The sequence below is a fragment of the Mesorhizobium sp. M4A.F.Ca.ET.050.02.1.1 genome (assembly GCF_003997725.1).
GTDB lineage: Bacteria > Pseudomonadota > Alphaproteobacteria > Rhizobiales > Rhizobiaceae > Mesorhizobium.
Genome location: NZ_RZSG01000772.1, coordinates 1 through 2,821 on the forward strand (window position 1 = coordinate 1; position 2,821 = coordinate 2,821).

Annotated in this window: 2 protein-coding genes and 2 pseudogenes; all 4 read right to left on the reverse strand. The window is 65.3% G+C overall.

The features are described from left to right. Nucleotides 1-319: pseudogene (locus EOA33_RS30910) on the reverse strand (5-bromo-4-chloroindolyl phosphate hydrolase); the annotation flags it as partial. A gap of 4 nt (nt 320-323) precedes the next feature. Next, complete coding sequence (locus EOA33_RS30915) at nt 324-1,895, reverse strand: VWA domain-containing protein (RefSeq protein WP_127407368.1); 1,572 nt, start codon at nt 1,893-1,895, stop codon at nt 324-326. Between the two features lie 10 nt (nt 1,896-1,905). Further along, nucleotides 1,906-2,256 (reverse strand): annotated as a pseudogene (locus EOA33_RS30920) (toxic anion resistance protein); the annotation flags it as partial. A gap of 9 nt (nt 2,257-2,265) precedes the next feature. After that, nucleotides 2,266-2,821: alpha/beta hydrolase (locus EOA33_RS30925; protein ID WP_145989373.1), on the reverse strand; the 556-nt coding region annotated here is incomplete at its 5' end.

Consider the following 2,821-nt stretch of genomic DNA (forward strand, 5'->3'; position numbering starts at 1 on the left):
AAAGGTTCTTCACCTTCGCTTTCATGTCCTTGTCGGCAATCGAACTCGCGGCTGCCGCCAGCTTGTCGGCAGCCGGCTGCGCCTGCGCCAGAAGCTCGCGCGCGAACGCCACCTGGCCGCCGCCGATCGAGCCGAGATCCAGGCCTTCGAACAGCTGGCGCGGCGCCAGAACGAAGACCAGCCCGGCAAAGACAAGCGCGGCAATCACCAGCGAGACCAGGAACGGGAAGTGGGTGAGGAAGCTCAGGCCGAGCAGCAGCGCGGCCGAAACCGCGCCCGCCGCGATCCAGTTCCAGTCGTTCCCGAACAGCCAGCGCATCGGCTCAGTTATACCCGCGGGCGGCGCGGAAGGCGCTGGCCAGATCGCCGCTGCCATCGAAGACTCGCGCCGAGGTTGCCTTGGCGAGACTGTCGAGCTGGCTCTTGTCGGCATCGCCGAAGGTGATGCCGAACACCGGCACGCGCACCGGCGCTTGGCGCCACTGCGCAAGGAACATGGCGGGACTGCCATCAGTGCGGCCGTCGGTCATGATGACGATGGCCGGCAGATACTTCGACAGGTTCGGCGTGGCGGTGATCCTCTGCAGGGCCTGCTGCGCACAGGCATACATGTCGGTGCCGCCGCCGGCCCGTTGCACGGCCACATCAGACAGCAACTGGCTCTGGCCGGCCGCGTCGCCGCCCGCCTCGAATGTGTCGCGCACCACGCTGTCGAAAGGCAGCACGAATATGTGGTCGGAGGGCGTCCACTGCACCAGCACTTCACTGGCCTTTTCCGGCGTGAACAGGAACTGGGCGGCGACCTGCAACTGCTTTTCGCCCTGGTCCTCCATCGAGCCGGAAAAGTCGAAGCAGAGCGCCGTCAGCGAGGGCTTGCGCAACGCCTCCTGGTAGAGATTGAGCGCCGTGCGGATCACCGCCGGCTCCGGCATGCGGATCGACGTCACCAATCTGCCCGGATCGAAGTTCCAGTCCGGCTCGGCTGCCGCCTGGATCGCGGCGCCGCCGAGCGGCAGGCGCCTGCCGGTATCGGCGATACGCTTGCGGATCGTGTCCGATTGCAGGTAGGCGAGCAGGTCGGTGAAGAACTTCTCCACCTCGGGGCCGCGCCCATGGTCGATGAAGCCGAGCGGTGAATCGCCGACCGCAACGCCGTCGGCGGGGTAGATCGCGTAGAGCGGCTCGTCGCCCATCTGCTTCAGCTTGTCGTTGGTCTCTTTCAGCGTCGCCTCGTAGTTCCACATCGCGTCGTAGAACGTGCCCTTGCGCGCAGAGTCGATGAACAGGTCGGCCAGCCAGCCCGAGGAACCGGACGAGCGCTCGACGCCTTGCAGAAGGGCGCTGACCGTGTCGCGCACATTCGGATTGTCGAGGTCGCCGGGCTGGATTACTTCCTTGCCGCCGAGCGCGCTGGATAGCATCGCGAGATAGGCGCTGGCGCCGGAATTGGACTGCGTGGCCGACGTCATCAGGAATCTCAGCTTGCCGTCTTTCACCGCGGCAAGAATGTCCTTCATGAATACGTCCCTGCCGACCCAGCCGAGTTCGGCGGCCTTGGATTTGCGCACGCCGAGGATGACCGGCATCTGCGCGATCGAGGTCAGGTTGCGCACCTTGCGGCCGGAATCGAACAGGTCCACCCAGACGCTCGAAGCCGGCCAGACCGCATCCTGGTCGAGTCCGCCCGGCTTCTGCAGGCCAAGGCCGATGTCGAGCGAGCCTTGATAAGAGACGATGCAGGTGGCGCCCTGCTTGGCGCAGAACTCTTGCACGATCGGCTCGAGAACGGTGTTCTCGGAACCGGACACGATCGAGAATTTGACGTTGCTCGAATTGCAGGCGGCCAGCAGCAGCGAGACCGCCAGCAGGAGAACGGACGACAGCGTCTTCGGCATCGAGGCTCCGTCAGCCCTGGGTGAGCGCTTTCTTGAGGTCCGCGGTCATCTGGTCCATCTGCTTTTCGGCGTCCGCCCGCTTCTGGCGGCCTTCCTGCTGGACCTTGAGCACGCCCTGCACGGTGTCGATCAGGTCGCGGTTGGCTTGAGCCAGCGTCTCGACGTCGACGATGCCGCGCTGCGCCTGCTCCTCGATCGAGATGGCCTGATCCTTCATCATCTTCGAGGTCTGGCGGATCATCTCGTTGGTGGCGTCGGTCACCGTCTTCTGCAGCTCGAGCGCCGATTTCTGGTTGGTCAGGCCGAGCAGGATGACCATCTTCTGCTTCCAGGCCGGCACCGTCAGCGCCGACGTCGCCTGTGACCGGGCTCACGCGACAGCAGTTGGATCCGCCAGCCATTGCCTGACGATCGTCGCATCCGAATCGCCGATCTCATGCCCAGATGTGATAATCCTTGCGTCGACCGTGGCGCCGCGCTGGCTTAGCAGCATCACCAGCGCCGGCGCGAAGGGACCGTAAGTGAGGTCGGCGGCGCCGGCGATCATCAGCACCTTTGTGCCGCCGAGATCCGTCGGCGGCGTCTCGGCCAACACCGGCATGGCCCGCAAAAGCGCGGCCCGCCGGACGAGACCGGAATGAAGCAGCATCAGGCTCGAGACCAGGTTGGCGCCGTTCGAATAGCCGAGGAAGGCTGCGCGGGAGAGATCGAGCCCGTGGCGCTTCGTCGCCTCGGCAACGAACGTCGCGAAGGCGTCCGTTTCCGTGCGGATGCTGGCCTGCTCGAAGCTGGTCGGCGTGATCCGCTCGAACCAGCGAAAGCCGTCCTCTTGTGGGATTCGACCGCGCGCGGCGACCAGTGCGGCATCCGGCGCAATCTGTTTCGCCAGCGGCACCAGCGTGGTTTCATCGACACCTGATCCGTGT

What these genes read in the sequence shown, in the direction of transcription:
- EOA33_RS30915 (WP_127407368.1), bottom strand. Translation starts at nt 1,895, where the DNA reads ATGCCGAAGACGCTGTCGTCCGTTCTCCTGCTGGCGGTCTCGCTGCTG.